Annotated in this window: 16 protein-coding genes; 7 read left to right on the top strand and 9 right to left on the bottom strand. The window is 68.5% G+C overall.

Annotation, left to right across the window (positions count from 1 at the left end):
* The first annotated feature begins 71 nt into the window (after positions 1-71).
* Complete coding sequence (locus DY157_RS00400; protein ID WP_175578446.1) at positions 72-725, top strand: uridine kinase family protein; 654 nt, start codon at positions 72-74, stop codon at positions 723-725.
* 132 nt (positions 726-857) lie between these two features.
* On the opposite strand, the gene DY157_RS00395 is transcribed toward DY157_RS00400, so the two are convergent.
* From DY157_RS00395 to DY157_RS11250, 3 genes are all read right to left on the bottom strand, one after another.
* Entirely contained in the window at positions 858-2,450 is a 1,593-nt protein-coding gene (locus DY157_RS00395) for a lysine--tRNA ligase (RefSeq protein WP_115726674.1), read from the bottom strand.
* Positions 2,451-2,531: 81 nt separating this feature from the next.
* A complete protein-coding gene (locus tag DY157_RS00390) occupies positions 2,532-3,512 on the bottom strand; it encodes a hypothetical protein (RefSeq protein ID WP_160159383.1) in 981 nt (326 codons plus the stop codon).
* Positions 3,513-3,929: 417 nt separating this feature from the next.
* Positions 3,930-4,751, bottom strand: a complete 822-nt coding sequence (locus tag DY157_RS11250) for a hypothetical protein (protein ID WP_160159382.1) — start codon at positions 4,749-4,751, stop codon at positions 3,930-3,932.
* Between the two features lie 402 nt (positions 4,752-5,153).
* On the opposite strand from DY157_RS11250, the gene DY157_RS00380 reads away from it, so the two are divergent.
* Positions 5,154-6,125 carry an ATP-binding protein gene (locus tag DY157_RS00380; protein ID WP_115726671.1) on the top strand — a complete coding sequence of 324 codons (972 nt, stop codon included), beginning with the start codon at positions 5,154-5,156 and terminating at the stop codon, positions 6,123-6,125.
* A gap of 190 nt (positions 6,126-6,315) precedes the next feature.
* Here the strand turns inward: DY157_RS00380 and panD are convergent, their stop codons facing one another.
* From panD to DY157_RS00355, 5 genes are all read right to left on the bottom strand, one after another.
* The gene (gene panD / locus DY157_RS00375) at positions 6,316-6,750 is read right to left on the bottom strand and encodes an aspartate 1-decarboxylase (RefSeq protein ID WP_115726670.1); all 435 of its coding nucleotides are present in this window, start codon (positions 6,748-6,750) and stop codon (positions 6,316-6,318) included.
* A complete protein-coding gene (gene panC / locus DY157_RS00370) occupies positions 6,747-7,667 on the bottom strand; it encodes a pantoate--beta-alanine ligase (RefSeq protein ID WP_115726669.1) in 921 nt (306 codons plus the stop codon). Before panC ends, panD begins: the two co-directional genes overlap by 4 nt.
* Before the next feature lie 169 nt (positions 7,668-7,836).
* The gene (locus DY157_RS00365; RefSeq protein WP_115726668.1) at positions 7,837-8,769 is read right to left on the bottom strand and encodes a Rossmann-like and DUF2520 domain-containing protein; all 933 of its coding nucleotides are present in this window, start codon (positions 8,767-8,769) and stop codon (positions 7,837-7,839) included.
* Positions 8,766-10,376, bottom strand: coding sequence for a PH domain-containing protein (locus DY157_RS00360; protein WP_115726667.1), 1,611 nt, complete (start codon positions 10,374-10,376; stop codon positions 8,766-8,768). The genes DY157_RS00365 and DY157_RS00360 overlap by 4 nt, the downstream gene beginning before the upstream one ends.
* Positions 10,373-10,855: a PH domain-containing protein gene (locus DY157_RS00355; RefSeq protein WP_115727851.1), complete on the bottom strand. Its 483-nt coding sequence runs from the start codon at positions 10,853-10,855 to the stop codon at positions 10,373-10,375. Before DY157_RS00355 ends, DY157_RS00360 begins: the two co-directional genes overlap by 4 nt.
* A 146-nt stretch (positions 10,856-11,001) precedes the next feature.
* Between DY157_RS00355 and DY157_RS00350 the strand changes: the two genes are divergently transcribed.
* The 5 genes from DY157_RS00350 (at position 11,002) to DY157_RS00330 (ending at position 16,016) form a co-directional block, all read left to right on the top strand.
* The gene (locus tag DY157_RS00350; RefSeq protein ID WP_115726666.1) at positions 11,002-11,712 is read left to right on the top strand and encodes a response regulator transcription factor; all 711 of its coding nucleotides are present in this window, start codon (positions 11,002-11,004) and stop codon (positions 11,710-11,712) included.
* A 3-nt stretch (positions 11,713-11,715) separates the two neighbouring features.
* Positions 11,716-13,335, top strand: coding sequence for a sensor histidine kinase (locus DY157_RS00345; protein WP_115726665.1), 1,620 nt, complete (start codon positions 11,716-11,718; stop codon positions 13,333-13,335).
* Positions 13,336-13,413: 78 nt separating this feature from the next.
* A complete protein-coding gene (locus DY157_RS00340; protein WP_115726664.1) occupies positions 13,414-14,388 on the top strand; it encodes an HD domain-containing protein in 975 nt (324 codons plus the stop codon).
* A 730-nt stretch (positions 14,389-15,118) separates the two neighbouring features.
* Positions 15,119-15,409 (top strand): WXG100 family type VII secretion target, encoded by a 291-nt coding sequence (locus DY157_RS00335; RefSeq protein WP_115726663.1) that lies wholly within the window; start codon positions 15,119-15,121, stop codon positions 15,407-15,409.
* 91 nt (positions 15,410-15,500) lie between these two features.
* On the top strand, positions 15,501-16,016 hold the full coding sequence (locus DY157_RS00330) for a nucleoside triphosphate pyrophosphohydrolase family protein (protein ID WP_160159381.1): 516 nt from the start codon (positions 15,501-15,503) through the stop codon (positions 16,014-16,016).
* Between the two features lie 306 nt (positions 16,017-16,322).
* Here DY157_RS00330 and groL read toward each other — a convergent pair whose 3' ends face one another.
* Positions 16,323-17,948, bottom strand: coding sequence for a chaperonin GroEL (gene groL, locus DY157_RS00325; RefSeq protein WP_115726661.1), 1,626 nt, complete (start codon positions 17,946-17,948; stop codon positions 16,323-16,325).
* Positions 17,949-18,057 lie beyond the last annotated feature (109 nt).

Raw genomic sequence — 18,057 nt, 5'->3', positions numbered from 1 at the left:
AAATCAGGGGCCGCCCTCGTCGATCGACCGCGTGCGCATGACGGACGCGCGCCGGTCGTATCCTGTCATTCATGGCCCCGTCCCCCGCGCCCCGCGCCCGCGTCATCGTCCTCGCCGGACCGTCCGGATCGGGGAAGACATCGCTGTCGACGAGGACCGGAATCCGCTCACTCTCCCTCGACCACTTCTACAAGGACGACACCGACGAGGGGATGCCCCGCTTCCCCACCGGCCTCATCGACTGGGACGACCCCGCGTCCTGGCACCGCGACCAGGCGCTCGAGGCCCTCATCGAGCTCTGCACGACGGGGACGGCGACGATCCCGATCTACGACATCCCGACGAACCGGCGCACCGCGGAGCGCAGCTTCGCCCTCGACCCCGAGGAGAAGGTGTTCATCGCCGAGGGAGTCTTCGCCTCGACCCTCGTCGAGGACCTGCGCGAGGCGGGAGTGCTCGCCGACGCGATCTGCATCGCGCGCAGCCCCCTGCGGAACATGTGGTTCCGCTTCCTCCGCGATCTCGGCGAGGGTCGCAAGGCCCCGCACGTCCTCGTCGTCCGCGGCATCCACCTCGCCCGCCAGGAGCCGAAGATGGTCCGCGGATGGATCGACTGCGGATGCCGCCCCGTCGCGAGCCTCGACGAGGCCGAGGCCGCCCTCATCGCCGCCGCGAAGTCCGCGGAGGGCGCGCGCACGAGCGCCCCGGAGACCGGCGCGAGCTGAGACCGGGCCGCGCTCTGGCGCTCCTCGGGTCTGCGACACCGAGTCGTTCCCCTCGATGACGCGCAGTGCCCCGCCCTCGTGAGAGGGCGGGGCACTGCTGTGCGACGCCGGACGGACGGGCCGCCGGCCGCCTCAGAGCTTCTTGACGAGCGGGAACGTGATCGTCTCGCGGATTCCCTGGCCGGTGAGGGCCATGAGCAGGCGGTCGAGGCCCATGCCCATACCGCCGGCCGGCGGCATGCCGTACTCCATCGCCATGAGGAAGTCCTCGTCGAGGACCATCGCCTCCGGGTCGCCGTTCGCGGCCGCGAGCGCCTGCGCCTCGAAGCGCTCGCGCTGGATCACCGGGTCGACGAGCTCCGAGTACGCGGTCGCCAGCTCGAAGCCGCGGACGTAGAGGTCCCACTTCTCGACGACGCCCTTCTTCGTGCGATGACCGCGCGTGAGCGGGCTCGAGTCCTCCGGGTAGTCGCGGACGAAGGTCGGCTCCCACAGGTCGTCGCCGACCGCGGCCTCGAAGATCACCTCGGCGACCTTGCCCGGGCCCCAGTGGTCCGCGACGTCCTCGCCGAGCTCCTCGGCGATCTTCACGAGCTCCGGCAGCGGCGTGTCGACCGTGAACTCGCGGCCGAGGGCCTCGGCGGTCGCCTCGAACATCGAGATCTCGCGCCACGAACCGGACAGGTCGTAGGTCGAGCCGTCGGGCAGGGCGACGACCTCCGTGCCGAGGGCGTCGCGCGCCGCCTTCTGAATGAACTCGCGCGTACGGCGGGCCATCGTGTCGTACGAGCCGTAGGCCTCGTACGCCTCGAGCATCGTGAACTCGGGGCTGTGCGAGGAGTCGGCGCCCTCGTTGCGGAAATTGCGGTTGATCTCGAAGACCTTGTCGACGCCGCCGACCACCGCGCGCTTGAGGAAGAGCTCCGGAGCGATGCGGAGGTAGAGGTCCGTGTCGTACGCGTTCATGTGCGTCGAGAACGGGCGGGCCGCCGCGCCGCCGTGGAGGTTCTGAAGCATCGGGGTCTCGATCTCGATGAACCCCGCCTCGTCGAAGTACTGACGGAGGGACTTCACGACGTTCGCGCGCATCCGAACCATGTCGCGGGCAGCCGGCCGCACGATCATGTCGAGGTAGCGACGGCGCACGCGCATGTCCTCCGAGAGGCTCATCTCGGTGCCGTCCTCGGCCGTGTAGGTCTTCGGGAGGGGGCGGACGGACTTCGCCGCGATCTCCCAGGCCGGGACCGGATCGCCCTCGGCGATGCCGGGGGTGAACAGACCGGCGGGGGCGGTGCCCGGGCGGGCGAGGATCGAGAGCTCGCCACGGCGCGAGGAGATCACGCGGCCGTGGACGAAGAGGTGGTCGCCGAGGTCGACGTCCGCCTTGTACTGGGCGAGCGACTCGGGCCCGACCTCCGCCGCCGAGAGCATCACCTGAATGCGGTTGCCCGCGCCGTCCATGAGGGTCGCGAAGCAGAGCTTGCCGCCGTTGCGGGCGAGCATCACTCGGCCGGCGATGCCGACCTCGTCCTCGGTCTCCTCGCCGGCTTCGAGGTGCGCGTACTTCTCGCGGACCTCGGCGATGGTGGAATCGATCGCGAGGACGACCGGGTAGGCCTCGCGACCTTCGGCGAGGAGCCTCGCGCGCTTCTCCTGGCGGACGCGGACCTGCTCGGGGGCGTCGTCCGCTTCGGGGGCTGGGGCATTCGTGTTCACGTCAGTCACGCGTCCATCGTAGCGGCAGGGCGGAAGGCGGTTTCCCGCCCTTCGTCCGGGCGGGTCCGAGATCATCGACGAGGGCGGCGCCTAGTTCGTCTTCGTGTTCGTCAGATGGCGGCCGATGTAGCCGACGACGACCTGGCCGAGGTCCGCGGTTCGATCCTCGAAGTAGAGGCGCGGGCTGATCGAGCCCCGGGTCTGGATCTCGACGTGCTTGAGCATGCAGAGCCATCCCGAAGACGAGATCTCCGTGGGGACCTTGAAGTCGCGTTCCCCGCCCCACTGGCTCATTGTCGTCCTCGACTCTGCGGATCGGTATCTCTCGACGGGGAAGACGTGTCGGCCCGCGGAAGCATCGTCGGTCAGGTACTTCTTAAGATCCCCGCGAAAGCTCCGCCCTTCCTTCGTATTCCTGAAAGCGGCATACTCATCGAGCGTCTTGAGAATCGTGAGGGTGGTCCGCAGCCAAGCAGCTGACTCCGGCTGGCTTTCAAGTTCGAACGTCGGCTTCCAATCCTGCGGAGGCACGAGATGCGTGAAGGCATCGGAGAAGAAGACCTTCAACTCCTCCCAGCTGTTGATCTCGAAGTCGGAGTAGGGGTCATGCGGCGACGCGTAGCTCGCGGACGCATTCAGGCCATTCTCTTTGAGGAGCCGCTGGGCCTCTTTGAGTCGATACTCCGCTTCGCGCTTCCTCTTCTCGGCGCGCTCGGTCTCCTTCTTCCCCTCTTCGATTTCGAGGGTGGCGTACTCGAGTTCTTCGCGGAGGCCGCTGATCCGGTCCTCGTACTCGTCAGCCTGATCCTGGAACCTCTCGAGGTCCTGGTCGCCCTGTTCGGCGAGCCGGCGAGCGACGATCTCCTCAAAGCGCGCCTCATGTTCATCGAAGCGCCGAGCGAGTTCGTCGATGCGGCTCAGAAGCGCGTCGGTTCTTTGAGCGTTCTCGGCGGCCTCCCGCGTCAAGCGCTCGTTCTCGTTCTCGATCCGCTCGATTCTCTCGTCGTTCGCAGGAACAAGCGGAAGTGGAGGAGTAGGAGAGAGGACAGGCGGCGTGTTCGGAACGGGCATAGCCGAAATGCGTCGCATTTGGGGCGTCGAGGCTTCGGAAACGGGACGTGGAGACAGTGATCGTGCAGGGAACTTCGAAGCGGATGCCGCCGCGGATTCTCGATGCGAGGGCGCGCCTTTGCGATCCTTCTGGGCCTCAGCATCCGTTCCTTCGGTGGTGGACACCTTTTCCTTCCAGGAGGCCGAGGCGTCGGGACCCACGAGCTCCTGCTTCGCCCCTGGGATCCGCTTCCGCGTGGGGGTAGCCCCCTTCGGGGAGGCCCCTTCGCGTTCCGGAACCGCCTCGGGCGCCGACGCCCTTAACGGATGATCGGTCCGGAACATCGCACGATCAAGTTCCGCAGAGGCGAAGGCGTCGAGGCGCCGAACGTAGCGGTCCTGGGGTACCTCGAGCGCATGAATCCGACAGAGTCTCCCCTAGAATGCCTTCAGCTCGCCCTTCCTTTTCGAAAGGAGCGTCGCCGGCGCAAGAAATCGATGACGAAGACCGTCCTCGGGCGCACCGAGTCGAACGCCCGGCTTGAACGTGCGGATCGAGTAAGGACGCAGGCGATGTCCCTCCGAGACACGAGGATGCGCGTTGTAGCGTTCCGTCATCGGCGCGTCGAGGAGGAACACCGAGGCCTGACCCGAGCACTCGGAAGTGATCTCATCGAGGATCCCGCACCATTCGGACTCTTCGACACTCCCGTCGGTTCCGCACGCGATGATCAGACCTCGTCGTCCCGGATCCTCCAAAGCGTTGAGGAAGGCTTCGATCTGTTCCTCGTCGTGGACTCTGATCGGATCGTCGGAGATCTCGACGCCCATGTCGAAGCAGGCGAATCCATCCAAGATGTTCTTCACGAGCAAGGGGCGATTCGCGAAGCGCGGGGAGCCCGGCCTCGTAGGATCTTCGGGCACATCCAATTCGATAGAGACGACGACTTTGTGCAGATCCTTCGGACGAGCCCCCACCAGGAGAGTCGTCACCCATTGCTCGTCCCCCTGCGGCGGATCAAAGTAGACGAATTTCCCGTACTCATCACCCGAAGGAGTGCTCCCCTTCCCGAAGATGGCCCGTCCTCCGTTGGACAGTGGAGTCTCCTCCCAACTCGGAATTGTGTCGATGTCCCTTACACCCTTCTTCTCCCGGATCCACTGGGAGACCTCGCGCAAGACGACGTCGACGGCCTCTTTTCGCGAAATAGTCGCGGAACGATCAACGTCGATTTCGAAGACTGTCCTGTACCCGAGCACCTTCGCTCCTTCCCTCGCGATTAAGGATCGTAGAGGGCACAGGCATTTGCATCCCATTCGTGCAACGACGCACTCCGCCTCGCTCCGAGCAAGAGAACGCCCCGCAATGTCCCGACTCATTCGAGAGTGCTCCAGCGAGGGCTCGGCCAAGGAGGATCCAAGGAGCGGCCGTCAAGCTCGTCGATACATCTCGTTCTGTGCCCAACCGTTACCCATCACCGACTTCGATGACGCCGGTCGGCACTTCGTCGCACTCGAGGTTCGGCCCGCGTCCTCACATCCGGTGACGTTCAACGGCGCAGCGTTCATTCGAGTGGGCTCGAGCACGACCGCACTGGCCAGAGGATCCGCCCGCGAGAGGGAGCTCTGGATCCGTCTGCAGAACGACGACTTCGAGACGCGATGAGCGATCTCACGACATCGGACCTCGTCGGATTGCTTGAAATCAATGACTACTTCGATCTCCTTGATCTGCGACGTCCGAGCACGATTGACACCGCGCTCATCCCACTCAGCGAGCAGCACCTCATCAGGCGCGAGGACAACGGGCGCTTCGCGGTCACCAACCTGGGGGCGATTCTCCTCGCTCGCCGCCTTTCCGATTTTCCCAGCCTCCTCAAGCGACCAGTCAGGGTGGTCCGATTCGCCGGCGACGCGAGCTTCGAGATCCTCGACGACAAGTCGTTCGATTTCGGCTACGCCCGCGCGATTCCCACAGCGGAGGAGTTCATTCTGTCCCGGCTGCCCGCCAGGGAAGTCTCAGAAGGAGCGTTCCGCAAAGTCGCCCACAGGTACCCGCGCCGCGCCATTCGGGAACTTCTCGTGAATGCCGTCATCCACCAGGACTTGACGAATACGCACGCAGGTCCGCGTGTCGATGTCTTCGACTCCAGGATCGTCTTCTCGAACCCTGGTGCGAGCCTCGTGCCCGTTCCCCGCATGTTGAATGCGCAGCCACGAACGCGCAACGTCCGTCTGGTCAGGCTCCTCCGGCAGATGGACCTCTGCGAGGAAGGAGGAACCGGCTGGGACATCATCGTCGACGCCTGCGAACGCGCGCACCTGCGATCTCCTCGAACCACGAGCGAGGAAGCGCTCGGTACCACTGTGACCATCTTCAGCCACGCGGACTACTCGAAGATGTCGAAGACCGAGCGCCACGACGCGGTGTACTGGCATGCCTGTCTCAAGTTCGCTCAAGGGGAATCGATGAGCAACCAAACGCTGAGGGACCGGTTCCGCTTGACCCCTGAACAGAAGAACGTCGTCGCGATCTCACGCCTCATCCGGGAGTGCTGCACGGACGGCATCATCAAGGAAGAAGATCCGAACGTCGGCCCCAAGTCGCGGCGCTACGTCCCCGCTTGGGCGTAGGTCGTTGTTATCACTGAATAACAATCAAGGTACTGCGGCACACGCAGAATAGCGATTGATCTGTCAAGACTCCCATCATCCAACCGATCGTGCCGACCGCATTCCTTATCAGTCGGCAATGCCCGCATGGAAGCGACACGGTCCTGGATGCCGCTCATCCCGTGGACCGATCCTGACAACGCCCCCGCGCTCAGCGCCCCGACGACTTGAGGCCGAGCTCGCGGGCGCGCTCGGAGTCCTCGGGCACCCTCCCGGGATTCTCGCCCGTCTCGACGAGGCGGTTGTCCGCGTCGACGAAGGCGACGGCCGGCGTCCACGAGCGCACGAGGGACTCGGGCACCTGGCAGTACGCCATGATGATGACGAGGTCACCGACGCTCACGAGGTGCGCGGCGGCGCCGTTGAGCTGGACGACTCCGGAGCCGCGCTCGCCCGCGATCGTGTAGGTCGTCAGACGGTTGCCGTTGTCGACGTCGGCGATGTCGACCTGCTGGCCGGGGACGATATCGGCGGCGTCGAGGAGGTCCTCGTCGATGGTGACGGATCCGACGTAGTGGAGGTCGGCGCCGGTGACGGTCGCGCGGTGGATCTTCCCCTGGATCATCGGGCGGAGGACCTCGCTCATCGGCGGCCCTCCTCTCGCAGGACGCCGGGCATGTTGTCGATGAGCCTCGTGGTCCCGACCTTCGCGGCGAGGAGCAGGCGGCACGCGCGCCCCTCGGGCGCAGCGGTCGCGGGGCGGCGGCGGTCCTCGGGGACGAGGTCGACCCCGGCCGTTCCGGCGAGGACGTCGAAGGTCCCGTCGTCGACGAGGGCGACGTAGTCGATGTCGATGCCGCCGGTCTCCTCGAGCACGCCGACGACGGCCTCGACGGCCCCATCGGCGGTGGCCCCGGCCTCGGCGGCGGCGATCCCGGCGCGCAGTCCGGCGCTGAGAGAGCGCGCGCGGACGCGCTCGTCCTCGGAGAGGTAGCGGTTGCGGCTCGAGAGGGCCACGCCGTCCTCGTCGCGGACGATCGGGACGCCCTCGACGCGAACGGGGACGTCGAGCTGGCGGAAGACGTGGCGCAGGACGGCGAGCTGCTGCGCGTCCTTCTCCCCGTAAAGGGCGACGTCGGGGCGGACGAGGCCCATGACCTTCGTGCAGACGAGGGCGACGCCGGCGAAGTGGGTGGGGCGGGTGACGCCCTCGAGGACCTTCGCGATGGGGCCCGGATCGATCGTCACATCGACGGGCTCGGGGTAGGCGTCGTCGGGGCTCGGCGCCCACACGACGTCGGCGCCGACGCTCGCGAGGGCGTCCATGTCGGCCTCGAGCGTGCGCGGGTAGGCGTCGTAGTCCTCGCCCGGCGCGAACTGGGTGGGATTGACGAAGATCGTGACGACGACGTGATCGCCGAGCTCCTTCGCGCGCTCGACGAGCGCGAGGTGCCCCTGGTGGAGGGCGCCCATCGTCATGACGAGGGCGCGCGTTCCGGACAGGTTCGCGAGGGCCTCGGCGAGTTCGGCGCGGGTGCGGGTGAGGACGGGACGGTGCGTCATGCCCCTATTGTCCTGCGAATCGGGGGGCATTCCCATTCCGGGCGGAGTTCAGTGGGCCACTCCCGAACACGCGTTTGGCGGCTTTTCCGACGTTTGGCGGCGCCTTTTCGGCGTTGTTGACCCGCCAATCAGCACGAAAGCCGCCAAACGCGTGTTGAGGGCGGGAGGGTCAGGAGTCGAGAAGGGCGGCGCGGAGCGCGTCGACGTCGCGCTCGGACAGGCGGCCGCGCTCGGCGAGGAGGGCGACGGCCTCGCGCGCCCGGGCGGCGTAGACGGCGACCGCCGAGGTCTCCCGGGCGGCCGCGGACTTCCCGCCTGCAGTCGGATCGACGAGGCCGGGGCCGGCATCGAGCCGGGCGAGAGCACGGATGTGCGCGCGGACCGCGTCGGCGTCACCACTGGAGAAGGGGGCGGAGAGCCCCCGCTCCGACTCGTCGAGGGCGAGCTCGGCGCCCTCGGTGAACAAGCGCGCGGCGAGGAGGGAGGGGTTCTCGACCCCGGCGAGCGAGAGCGTCTCGAGCGAGCGGGCGATCGAGGCGACGACGCCGGCGAGCCCGGAGGCGAGCGCGGCGTCGACGGCCGCGCGGCGGTCCTCCTCGACGACGAGGGGCTCGCCGCCCATCTCGACGACGAGCGCCTGCGCGATCGGGAGGAAGGCCGCCGGAGCGCTGACGAGGAAGGGCGCGCCGACGAGGCGCTGAACGTCGACCGACCAGCCGGTGAGCCGCACGACAGGGTGGATGGCGAGCCCGATCGCTCCCGCGGCCTGCGCGGGCGCGAGGATCGAGGACCCGTACGGTCCGGCGAGATGGATGACGATCTGGCCCATCCGCCAGGCGCCCAACTCGGCGAGGCCGGCGACGAGCCCGTCGATCTCGGCGTCGGGGACGGCGAGGACGACGACTTCGGAGCGCTCGACGAGCGTCTCGATCGGGAGGACCGGGGCCCCGGGAAGGACGGCGTCCGCCCGTTCGATAGCGTCCGCGGACTGCGCGGCGACGCCGACGATCGAGTGCCCGGCGGCGCGCAGGGCGGACCCGATGACCGGACCCGCCTTGCCCATGCCGATGACGCCGATGCCGAGTCGGCCGTGCGCGGTCATCGCGCCCCGTCCTCGTCGTCCTCTCGGGCGTCGAGGCGCTCCTCGATCCGGGTCATCCACTTCTCCGGGGGCTCAGAGGCTCGGCGCACCCGCGACTTCTCGCGCAGCGCCTCGAGGAGCGACGCTCCCATCCCCGCGTCCATGTGGTGGGCGATGTGCGGCGTCTCGCCGGGAACGATCTCGGCGTGGACGTCGACGAGGTCGAGTGTGCGCTCCCAGGGGCCCTGCGAAATCTCGAGGGACTGGAGGCGCTCGACGGGGATCACCGCGGTGTCGTGGGTGAGCCAGCCGTCGCGGACGACGAGGCAGGTGTCGGTGAGCGCGACGGCCCTGCGCCTGCGCGCGAAGGGGTCGAGGACCTTCGCCCGGTCGGGGACGGGGACGAACCCGCCGCCCTCGCCGGAACCGCGCAGCGCCGTCTCGAGGAAGGCCTCGGGGTCGGCGACGCCGAGGTCGCGGACGACGAGCCAGAGGGCGAGCTCGGCGTCGGCGCGCGAGCCGACGGGCAGGAGCACGTCGACCGCGGACTTCTGCTTCTCGTTGCGCTCGTTGCCGCCCGAGCCCGCGTAGCCGGCCTGGGTGATCGTCACCCGGTACCAGCCGAGGAAGCGCCAGAGCCACGGCTGGACGATGCGCACGGCGTGGACGCGGCGCGGCGGGATCGTCTGCGAGCGGGTCTCGAGGAGCCCGGCGCGCGTGCGGATCCCGTCCGGGGAGACGGCCGCGGTGAAGTTGAACTCGCCCGCGAAACGCGTCCACACGATCGAGACGACGGCGATGCCGCCGAAGACGAGGGAGGCGAAGCCGGAGATTCCCTGCGGTCCGAGCTTGACGATCGCGATGATCGACCCGACGACCATCGCGAGGCCGAGGAGGACGCCGATGATCATGCCGCCGTTGAGGACGATCGAGCCGAGGAGGCGGCCGATCGGCACCGTGTAGAGGGGGCGCTCGGGGGCGACGGGGACCGCGATCCGGGGCGCGGGCCCGGCGGCCGGGCTCCCCGGGGCGGCGGCTCCGTCCTCGTCGATCGACGAGGACGCGGCGGGGGCGTCAACGAGGACGCCGGCGGCTCGGGCGAGGATCTCGGCGCGGATGTCCTCGAGCTGGGCGGTCTTGAGGTAGCCGAAGGCGAGGTTCGAGTCGCCGCCGCCCGCGACCTCGATGTTGATGCGGCCGAGGCCGAAGAGGCGCCCGAGGAGCGGGTGGTGGATGTCGACGGCCTGGATGCGCTCGAGGCGCGCCTGCTTGAGGGTGCGCATGAGGATGCCGGAGCGGTAGTAGACGCCCGTTCCCGTGATCGCGAAGCTCGCGGCGCGCCAGGCGAGCCACGAGTAGAGGACCGTGATGAGCACGACGGCGAGGACGACCCCGCCGCCGATGAGGAGGACGAGGGCGATGCCGAGGTCATGAGCGGTATCGGACTTGAGGAAGTCGACGAGGATCTCGGCGTTCTGGTAGACGAGGAAGGCGACGAGGACCGCGAGCGCCTTCCACGCGTTGATCACCGGGGAGATCGGATGGAGGCGGCGCCACAGGTCCTCGGGCACGCCCCCCTCGGCGGCGCGGACGCGGGGCTCAGTGCCCTCGGCGCGGCGGGGGCTCACAGGCCCGCCAGTTCCGCGCTGCCGCGCTCGGCGAGCATGTCGCGCAGGCGCGCCGCCTCCTCGGCGGGCACGCCGTTGAGGGTCGCGTCCGTCTCGGCGGAGGCGGTGTGGAGCTTGATCTCGGCGATCCCGTAGGCGCGGGCGATCGGGCCCTCGGAGACCTCGACGTACTGGATGCGCCCGTAGGGGATGAGGGTGAGGCTGCGGAACATCACGCCCTTGCGGACGAGGAACTCCTCCGGGCCGATGCCATAGGCCATCGCGCGGACCTGGCGCGGGATGAGCCAGAGGACCCAGACGGTGAGCGCGGCGACGACGGCGAACGCGATCCACAGCCACTTCGTGAGGAGGACCGCCGTAACGGCCGCGGCGATGAGGAGGGGGGCGAAGCCGATGAGGGACGACACGACGCGCACCGTCGCGAGTTTGGGCGAGACGGGTCGGAACTCGGCGTCGGGCGGGGACATCGGGTCGGTCATCGGCGGCCTTTCGATCGGGTGCACCTCGTGGTTGAGCGGGTTCATCGTCTCACACGAGCACTCACATGACACCGGTTCTCAACTTGAGCGCGGCGCTCCCACCTGCCATTCAGGCAACATCCAGGAACGTGCCCGACGATGAGCGCATGCCGCGCCACGCCTCTGATGGAGAAGCCCACCTCCTCGTCGTCGACGACGAACCGAACATCCGCGACCTCCTCGCGTCCTCGCTCCGCTTCGCCGGATTCGAGGTCTCGACCGCCGAGGACGGCCAGTCGGCCTACCGGACCGCCATGGACGAGTCGCCCGACCTCATCGTCCTCGACGTCATGCTCCCCGACATGGACGGCTTCACCGTCACGCGCCGACTCCGCGAGGCGGGCGTCCAGATCCCCGTCCTCTTCCTCACCGCCCGCGACGACATGCGCGACAAGATCCAGGGTCTCACCGTCGGCGGCGACGACTACGTGACCAAGCCCTTCGGCCTCGAGGAGGTCGTCGCCCGCATCCGCGCGATCCTGCGACGGACCATCGGGACGGACGAGGACGACGGAAAGCTCCGCGTCGGCGACCTCGTCATCGACGAGGACGCCCACGAGGTGACGAGGGCCGGCGTCGAGATCGACCTCAGCCCCACCGAGTTCAAGCTCCTCCGCTACCTCGTCATCAACGAGGGGCGCGTCGTCTCGAAGATGCAGATCCTCGACCACGTCTGGGAGTACGACTGGGACGGCGAAGTCGCGATCGTCGAGTCCTACATCTCCTACCTGCGCCGCAAGCTTGCCGTCGAGGGCGCCTCCGGCGAACTCATCCACACGAAGCGGGGCGTGGGCTACATCCTGCGCGCCGAGGACTGAGCGATGGGATCCGGCCCGCTCGGCCGCCTGCGCGAAGGATGGGAGAGGCGCCCCCTCTCGACCCAGCTCGTCGCCCTCATCACGACCCTCCTCGCCCTCGGGCTCGTCATGTCGGGCACCGTCATGCTCGGCCTGCTCCAGCGCCACCTCGTCTCCCAGGTCGACGACCAGCTGCGCGCGGCCTCGACCTCGGTGATCGGGACGAACGGGCAGACGATCCAGACCGGCGAATCCGCGCTCCCCACCCTCTACTACATCCGCGGATCCTTCGCGGGACAGGCCGACACGACCTACTACTACCCGGCGACGCTCACAACCTCGGGCACGCCCCGAATCCCGGCCCTCCTCGAGATCGGCCAGATCCCCGACACGGACGACGGGATCACCCGCCCCGTCACGGTCTCCTCGACGAAGACGGGCTCGAACTGGAGGGCCATCGCCTTCCCCGTCTTCTCGACCTCGTCCTCGAAGCCGATCGGCGTCATGACGATCGCCCTGCCCCTCACCGACGTCCAGCGAACCCTGCGGACGACCGCCGCCTACTTCTCGATCGCGGGTTTCGTCATCGTCGTCATCGGCGCCTCCCTCGGGTCGACCCTCGTCCGACGCTCCCTCCTCCCCCTCCGATCGATCGAGTCGACCGCCGGGAAGATCGCCGCGGGGGACCTCACGCAGCGCGTCGCCCCGCAGCCGCCGACGACCGAGGTCGGATCCCTCGCCCTCTCGCTCAACGCGATGCTCACCCAGGTCGAGCAGTCCTTCGAGGCCCGCCAGGCGTCCGAGCGGAAGATCCGCCGCTTCGTCTCCGACGCCTCCCACGAACTCCGCACGCCGCTTGCGGCGATCTCCGGCTACTGCGAGCTCTATGCGATGGGCGGCGTCCCCGCCGAACGAGTCGATGAGGTGATGGGCCGCATCCAGTCCGAGTCGACGCGCATGGCCGCCCTCGTCGAGGACCTCCTCACCCTCGCGCGCCTCGACGAGGGGCGCCCGCTCGACTTCGAGGAGCTCGACCTCGTCAAGCTCGCCGACAACGCGGTCTTCGACCTCCAGGCCCTCGACCCGACGCGCACCGTCGGCCTGCGCTCGCTCGCGGGCCACAAGCCCCCCATGACGCTCGTGACGACCGCGGACCGCGACCGCATCCAGCAGGTCTTCACCAACGTCATCGGGAACATCGTCCGCTACACGCCCGCCGGCTCCCCCGTCGAGATCGCCCTCGGGAAGGTCGGATCGGCCGCCGTCGTCGAGTTCCGCGACCACGGCCCGGGCATCGCCGACGCCGACCGCACGCGCGTGTTCGAGCGCTTCTACCGCGCCGACACCTCGCGCGCCCGCTCCCACGGCGGATCGGGCCTCGGCCTCGCGATCGTCGCGGGAATCCTCGCCGCCCATAAGGGCACAGCGACCCTCACGAAGACGAAGGGCGGCGGGCTCACCGTCCGCATCGAACTGCCGGTGACGAACGGCGCGGACTCCGAGCGCTCCCGTCCGTCCGATGCGCGGCCCGAATCCGCCGATCCCGCCCCCGCGTCCGGGGCGCCCGAGACCTCCCCCTCGGCGGACGCATCGGCCGCGACCTCGGAAACCGAGGAGAAGAACGGCGGTTCCGCGCGCGCGTGAGAAGCGCCACCCGAAGTGCCCTTCTCCTCCCGAGTGGCTACGATTTCGGCCGTATTCCCGAAACAGGAGTGAGTCGTTATGGGTGCTGAAGCGCCGCAGTGGCTGTTCAGTTCTTTCACCGACACGATGCAGGAGATCGGCGCCACCGCTCCCGTCGCGCAGCTCGAGGCCGAGGCCGGAGAGCTCGTCGCGCGCTGGTCGGACGAGGGCCGCCGCCTCCACAACACGCGGCACCTCATCAACGTGCTCGCCCACATCGACGAGCTCGCCGCGACCGCCCACGACCCGGACGTGCTCCGCGTCGCCGCCTGGTACCACGGCGCCGCCCTCAACCGCTGCCTCTCCGTCAAGCTCAAGGGCGCCGACCCCGTCTCCGCCGCCGGCGTCTGCGTCGACGTCACCCGCGAGCGCCTCACCGCCCTCGGCGTCAGCGAGGACGTCGTCGACCGCGTCGCCGAACTCCTCACCTTCCTCGCCCGTCACCGCGCCCCGCGCACCGACGTCGACGCACAGGTCCTCGTCGACGCCGACCTCGCGATGCTCGCGGTCTCGCCGCAGGAGTACAAGAAGTTCCGCGAGAACCTCCGCGCCGAGATCTCCGACGTCGACGAGATCCCCTACCTCGAGGCGCGCCGCGCCGTCGTGAAGAAGCTCCTCTCCTTCGACCCGCTCTACCAGTCGCCGCTCGGCGAGGCCTGGGAGTCCGCCGCCCGCGCGAACCTCGAGGTCGAGCTCGCGAAGCTCGACTCCGCCCTCTGCGCCTGCGGTGCGGCCACCGCCGACTGCGACGACGAGACGACCGAGGACGACGACCTCCCCGATACCGTCCACGATGAGGACGTCACCGCGACCGGCACGATCATCATCAAGCGGCGCCACCTCAAGAAGAACGTCTGCCAGGACGTCCCCTCCGACGAGTTCACCTCGACCGGCGTTCTCCCGAAGCTCGCGCCCGTGGAGCCCGCGCCCGCGGTCTCCACGGAGAAGGATTCGGCCTCCTCCCTCGAGATGGCGATCGAGGCGCTCGACCTCCCGTCGACGCCCGCCAAGTAGGGGTTCTCCCGGCGAAGCCCGCCAAGTAGGGGTTTCGCACTCCCCCTCCCTTTCCCCTCCGCAACACGCGTTTGGCGCCTTTTCGAGCGTTTGGCGGGTTTTCAAACGTTTGGCGGGTCAAATCGCCCCGTTTTTCGCCGCCAAACACCGGGAAAGCCGCCAAACACCACGAAACCCGCCAAGTGCCGTGGACGCCGCTGCGCACTCCGGCGAACCGGCGAGGGAGCACGCCGAGACGGTGATCCACGTCATGCGGGACACCGAACCGGGCCGTAGCGATACCCGGATCGCACACTCGACACCCCTCCCCACCCCGAACGCACGCCGAGACGGCGATCCACGTCATGCAAGGCACCGAACCGGGCCGTAGCGATACCCGGATCGCACACTCGACACCCCTCCCCACCCCGAACGCACGCCGAGACGGCGATCCACGTCATACGAGGCACCGAACCGGGCCGTAGCGATACCCGGATCGCACACTCGACACCCGACCCCACCCCGAACGCACGCCGAGACGGCGATCCAGGAGATGCACCTCATCGGCGGCTGCCCTCTCCTGATCGTCAAGAGCCTGATCCCGGTCCCAGGGAAACTCGTCCACAGCCGAGGCTTCTCTCCTCCCCCGTCCACAGGCGCGCGGGCCCGCCCTCGTCGATCCTGCGCCGCACCCCGTAGCGTCGCGCACGAGGCCGGAACCGTCGGCCCGCCGAGACGAAGGGATGAAACCATGGCGATGTACGCGGTCGATTCGAGCGAGGTCGCGGCGGCCGCCGCGCGAGTGGGCGCGACGAGCGCCGAGATCCGGGAGCGGGTGCAGGCGCTCATGGCCGACCTCCTCGCCCTCGAGGGGTCGTGGACGGGCGCCGCGCAGGCGAACTTCCAGGCGTGCGTCGACGGGTGGAGGGCGACGCAGGTGCGGGTCGAAACGGCCCTCGACGCGATCGGAACGCAGATGAATGCGGCCGCCGAGGTCTACGCGGACGCGGAGGCCCGGTCGGCCTCGCTCTTCGCGGGGTGAGGCGCGCAGCCTTTCGATGCGTTCGCCCCTACCGGACCGGCGCAAGCGCGCATGCCGCGGGCGGTAGCATCAAGCGGGAAAGGGAGATCAGATGACGACACCGAGCCTTCCACGCATCAACAAGCACGCAGATCGTATTGGTCGCATTACGGCAGAAGCCGCCGGGATTGGTGGCGTCCCGCATGGCGATTACGAGTTTCTTGCTTCGCTCGCGGGGACGGTGGGAGGCGCTGCTCTCGCAACGGAGCCGCATCAAGCACTCGAACGCTGGGGCAGACTCGCCACCGTCGCATCCACCGCCATCCTATGGGTCGGCGACCACTTCAACGCCGAACCCGAAGACGTTCGCCGTCAGATCGTGGACGAGTACGTGCGCGCCGACCGCGAGCACAACGGCAACACCCCGTACAACCCCCAGATGAGCGACGAGCACAGGCTCGCCATCCTCATGGAGGAAGTCGGAGAAGTCGCCCGGTGCCTCACGCCGGACGCGAACACTGGGATCGGTCACGCGGGCGACCTTGAAGAAGAACTGATTCAGACGGCCGCGATGGCGTTCGCCTGGGCGATGCGCATCGTGGACGACATGGAAGGGTATTCAGAATGAGCGGCCTCGACAGGGCGCCCGCCCTGATCGAGACCGCGGCCCCGAGCGGCAACTGCATCCGGGCGGGTCAAGCCGCTCATGACTGCTTGCCTGACTAGGCACTTGCCGGTGGAAGGAACCGGCACTTGCAGCGAAGACGCCCGCTTCCTCGAAGTCGAGGACTCCGCACCCGAGGGAGCAGTCCGTATCTACCTCCGGCGGTGCGCAAAACCGTACTAATACAGCACGCAGTGGGGACCGATCTCCGAAGAGATCGGTCCCCACGTGGCTCTGATCAGGCCGAACGCCTGATCTTCAGCGGTCGGCTCAGTACATGCCGCCCATGCCCGCGTCCTCGCCGCCGGCCGGGGCCGGGGGCTCGGGCTTGTCGGCGACGACGGCCTCGGTGGTGAGGAACATGCCGGCGATGGAGGCAGCGTTCTGCAGAGCGGAACGGGTGACCTTCACCGGGTCGGAGATGCCCTCGGCCATGAGGTCGCCGTACTCGCCGGTCGCGGCGTTGAGGCCGTGGCCGGCCTCCATCGAGGCGACGCGGTCGGCGACGACGCCGCCCTCGAGGCCGGCGTTCTCGGCGATCTGCTTGAGCGGCGCGGAGATCGCGACGCGGACGATGTTCACGCCGGTCGCCTCGTCGCCCGTGAGCGAGTCGAGGGCGCCGAGGGCGCTATTGGCCGCCTGGATGAGCGCGACGCCGCCACCGGCGACGAGGCCCTCCTCCGAGGCCGCGCGCGCGTTGCGGACGGCGTCCTCGATGCGGTGCTTGCGCTCCTTGAGCTCGACCTCGGTGGCCGCGCCGGACTTGATGACAGCGACGCCGCCGGCGAGCTTGGCGAGGCGCTCCTGAAGCTTCTCGCGGTCGTAGTCGGAGTCGGTGTTCTCGATCTCCTGGCGGATCTGGCGGACGCGGCCGTCGATCATGGCCGGGTCGCCGGCGCCCTCGACGATCGTCGTCTCGTCCTTGGAGACGACGACCTTGCGGGCGCGGCCGAGGAGCTCGAGGTCGGCGTTCTCGAGGGTGAGGCCGACGGTCTCGGAGATGACCTGGCCGCCGGTGAGGATCGCCATGTCCTGGAGCATCGCCTTGCGGCGGTCGCCGAAGCCGGGGGCCTTGACGGCGATCGACTTGAAGGTGCCGCGGATCTTGTTGACGACGAGGGTCGCGAGGGCCTCGCCCTCGACGTCCTCGGCGACGATGAGCAGCGGCTTGCCGGTCTGCATGACCTTCTCGAGGACGGGGACGATGTCCTTGACGTTCGAGATCTTCGAGTCCATGAGGAGCACGTAGGCGTCCTCGAGGACGGCCTCCTGGCGCTCGGTGTCGGTGACGAAGTAGGCCGAGAGGTAGCCCTTGTCGAAGCGCATGCCCTCGGTGGTCTCGAGGGTGGTGTCGAAGGAGTTGGTCTCCTCGACGGTGACGACGCCCTCGGCGCCGACCTTCTCGAAGGCCTGGGCGATGAGCTTGCCGATCTCCGGGTCGTTCGCGGAGATGGAGGCGGTGGCGGCGATCTGCTCGGTCGTTTCGACCGGCTTGGCGTCGGCGTGGAGCTGGGCGACGATCGCGGAAACGGCCTGGTCGATGCCGCGCTTGAGGGCGATCGGGTTCGAACCGGCGGCCACGTTGCGCAGGCCCTCGCGGACGAGCGCCTGGGCGAGGACGGTCGCGGTGGTGGTGCCATCGCCGGCGACGTCGTCGGTCTTCTTGGCGACCTCCTTGACGAGCTCGGCGCCGATGCGCTCGAACGGATCCTCGAGGTCGATCTCCTTGGCGACGGAGACGCCGTCCTTGGTGATCGTCGGGGCGCCCCACTTCTTGTCGAGGACGACGTTGCGGCCCTTGGGGCCGAGGGTGACCTTGACGGTGTCGGCGAGGAGGTTGAGGCCGCGCTCCATGCCGCGGCGGGCGTCCTCGTCGAAGTGGATGATCTTGGACATTCTGTCTGTTTCCTTCCGCGATGCGGATCGGGGGCGGTGCCCGCGACGGACGGAGCGCCTGCTCGCGGCCCTGTGCCGCGCCTCGGCTCCCCTCACCGACCCGATGGTC

The organism is Actinomyces culturomici (assembly GCF_900499005.1).
GTDB classification, from domain to species: domain Bacteria; phylum Actinomycetota; class Actinomycetes; order Actinomycetales; family Actinomycetaceae; genus Pauljensenia; species Pauljensenia culturomici.
The sequence above is the reverse complement of the archived record's forward strand: the minus strand, read 5'-3'. Positions and strand labels throughout refer to the sequence as shown.

Bases quoted from the DNA above. Each gene is read 5' to 3' on its own strand.
- DY157_RS00400 (WP_175578446.1), top strand. From the start codon at position 72: ATGGCCCCGTCCCCCGCGCCCCGCGCCCGCGTCATCGTCCTCGCCGGA.
- DY157_RS00390 (WP_160159383.1), bottom strand. From the start codon at position 3,512: ATGCCCGTTCCGAACACGCCGCCTGTCCTCTCTCCTACTCCTCCACTT.
- DY157_RS00380 (WP_115726671.1), top strand. From the start codon at position 5,154: ATGAGCGATCTCACGACATCGGACCTCGTCGGATTGCTTGAAATCAAT.
- panD (WP_115726670.1), bottom strand. From the start codon at position 6,750: ATGAGCGAGGTCCTCCGCCCGATGATCCAGGGGAAGATCCACCGCGCG.
- panC (WP_115726669.1), bottom strand. From the start codon at position 7,667: ATGACGCACCGTCCCGTCCTCACCCGCACCCGCGCCGAACTCGCCGAG.
- DY157_RS00365 (WP_115726668.1), bottom strand. From the start codon at position 8,769: ATGACCGCGCACGGCCGACTCGGCATCGGCGTCATCGGCATGGGCAAG.
- DY157_RS00355 (WP_115727851.1), bottom strand. From the start codon at position 10,855: ATGACCGACCCGATGTCCCCGCCCGACGCCGAGTTCCGACCCGTCTCG.
- DY157_RS00350 (WP_115726666.1), top strand. From the start codon at position 11,002: ATGCCGCGCCACGCCTCTGATGGAGAAGCCCACCTCCTCGTCGTCGAC.
- DY157_RS00345 (WP_115726665.1), top strand. From the start codon at position 11,716: ATGGGATCCGGCCCGCTCGGCCGCCTGCGCGAAGGATGGGAGAGGCGC.
- DY157_RS00340 (WP_115726664.1), top strand. From the start codon at position 13,414: ATGGGTGCTGAAGCGCCGCAGTGGCTGTTCAGTTCTTTCACCGACACG.
- DY157_RS00335 (WP_115726663.1), top strand. From the start codon at position 15,119: ATGGCGATGTACGCGGTCGATTCGAGCGAGGTCGCGGCGGCCGCCGCG.
- DY157_RS00330 (WP_160159381.1), top strand. From the start codon at position 15,501: ATGACGACACCGAGCCTTCCACGCATCAACAAGCACGCAGATCGTATT.
- groL (WP_115726661.1), bottom strand. From the start codon at position 17,948: ATGTCCAAGATCATCCACTTCGACGAGGACGCCCGCCGCGGCATGGAG.